The organism is Brevundimonas sp. (assembly GCF_036399195.1).
Lineage (GTDB): Bacteria > Pseudomonadota > Alphaproteobacteria > Caulobacterales > Caulobacteraceae > Brevundimonas.
In genome coordinates this window covers 1-2186 of record NZ_DASWNO010000261.1, presented here as the reverse complement: position 1 = coordinate 2186, position 2186 = coordinate 1, and the positions used below count along the sequence as shown (strand labels likewise).

The window sequence follows — 2186 nt, the reverse complement described above, 5'->3', positions numbered from 1 at the left end:
AAGGTCGTCGCCGTGCCGCTGTCGATGACGATCAGATCGCCGGGATAGACCAGATGCGCGCCGATGGCGTTGACCAGCCGGTCGGCGCCCGCCTCGCTCGGCTTGGTGATCCGCGCCGTCATGCCCAGATCGACGTTGTCGCCGATCACCAGCGGCTCGACCGACAGATAGCGGCGCGACAGGTTGCGCAGGTTGAAGATCGACTGCGGCACCACGCTGGAGATGATGCAGCCGTCCAGTTGCCCGATCGACAGGCCCCGCATGGCCAGCAACTGGCTCAGCCAGACGGCGTATTCGTCGGCGGTGCGGTTGGCGTGGGTCGCGGTGCGCCACTGGGCCACCCACTCGCTCCCATCATGGACCGCGAACAGCGTATTCGTGTTGCCCTGCTCGATCGCCAGAAGCATCACGCGGCCTCCCCGAAAAACACGTCGCCGGCCGAGATCAGCCGCAGCGAGCCGTCCGCCAGTCTCAGCTTCAGCGCGCCGTCGGCGGCCACGCCCTCAGCCCGGCCCTCGACCGTCTCGCGCCCCAGCCGTGCCACGGCGCGTCCGTCCAGCCCCGGCGTCCGCGCGCGCCAGGCGTCGAGGATCGGCTCGAAGCCGAGCGTCTCCCAGCGGTCCATCCAGACGGCGAAGGCTCCGGCCAACACGGCGGCGGCCGCGTCGACCATAGGCGGAGCCGCGACGTCGCCCCGTAGATGATGCGCTAGCGCGGTCGCGGGCCGCTCGGTCGCCTCCGGCGCGTGGGCGAGGTTGATCCCGATCCCGACGGCCAGCCAGAGGCCTCCCGTCTCATGCGCCCCGGACTCGACCAGCACGCCGGAGGCCTTCTCGCCCGCCAGCATCACGTCATTGGGCCATTTGATCGTCACCAGCGACGGCGGCGCAAAGGCGTCCAGCAGGTCGGCGACGGCCAGCGCGGCAATGAAGGTCACCTGCGCCGCTTCCGCCGGCGGTTTGCGCGTCAGTTGCAGCAGCGTCGCGAAAAGATTGCCGCCGTCGCTTTCCCAGCCGCGCCCTCGTCGTCCGCGACCGGCGCTCTGACGCCGCGCCACGATCCAGAGCGGACCGGTCTCGCCGGCCTCGGCGCGCCGACGGGCGTCCGCATTGGTAGAGTCGGTTTCTTCGAGCAGCAGGATCGGAGCGGGGGGCATGGGCGCCCTATCCGGCTCCGTAGCCGGCGGAGGCGGCGCGCGCCAACGGTTCGATCCACGTCAGGGCGACCATGACGATCGGGAACGAGAAGGCTGCAGCCAGCCAGGCGACGGTCTTGGCCTCGATCGGCGATGCATCGGTGGGCTCCGTTCCGTCGGGCGCCGGATCGAACCACATCAGCTTGATCATGCGCAGATAGTAGAAGCCTGCCACGACCGAGGCCACCAGACCCGCCGCGCCCGCCATCCAGTAGCCGGCGTCGGCGGCGGCGCCGAAGACGTAGAACTTGCCCCAGAAGCCGGCCAGCGGCGGCATGCCCAGCACCGACAGCGAAAGGATGGTCAGGGCGATGGTTGTCACCGGCCGCTCTTTCCGCAGACCCGCGAGATCGGCGATGCGACGGATCGGACGGCCGCCGCGCGACAGCGACAGCAGGATGGCGAAGAAGCCGAACTGGTCGATGACGTACAGGGTCATGAAGATCAGCATCGCCTGGATGCCGAGCGTCGTACCCGCGGCGATGCCCAGCAGGGCGTAACCGATGTTGGCGATCGACGAATAGGCCAGCAGCCGCTGGATGTCCTTCTGCACCAGACCCCCAAAGGAGCCGACGGCGAAGGAGATCAGCGAGATCAGGATCAGCACCTGCGCCCACTGATCGTGCGACCCGGCGAAGGCGCCTTCCAGTGTTCGCGCGGTCAGGATCATGGCCGCCACCTTGGGCGCGGTCGAGAACAGGGCCACCACCGGCGTCGGCGCGCCCTCGTAAACGTCGGGCGTCCACATGTGGAAGGGCGCGGCGGAGACCTTGAAGGCCAGCCCGCAGATCAGGAAGACGAGGCCGAAGATCAGGCCGGTGGACTCGTTCGTGGCGGCGTAGGCGGCGATCTCGTCGAAGCGCATGGAGCCGGTGAAGCCGTAGATCAGGCTCGCCCCGTACAGCAGCAGGCCGGACGACAGGGCGCCGAGGACGAAATACTTCAGCCCCGCCTCGGAAGCCTTCAGGTCGTCGCGGTGGTAGGCGGCCAG

The 2186-nt window shown here is 68.9% G+C and carries 3 protein-coding genes; all 3 read right to left on the bottom strand.

Annotated elements, in window-relative coordinates:
- Positions 1-410 (bottom strand): type III pantothenate kinase (locus VGB60_RS11490; RefSeq protein WP_331038387.1); only part of this gene is annotated, 410 nt, incomplete at its 3' end.
- A complete protein-coding gene (locus tag VGB60_RS11485) occupies positions 407-1156 on the bottom strand; it encodes a biotin--[acetyl-CoA-carboxylase] ligase (RefSeq protein WP_331038386.1) in 750 nt (249 codons plus the stop codon). The genes VGB60_RS11485 and VGB60_RS11490, both read right to left, overlap by 4 nt.
- Positions 1157-1163: 7 nt before the next feature.
- The coding region (locus tag VGB60_RS11480) for an NADH-quinone oxidoreductase subunit N (RefSeq protein ID WP_331038385.1) at positions 1164-2186 on the bottom strand (1023 nt) is incomplete at its 5' end.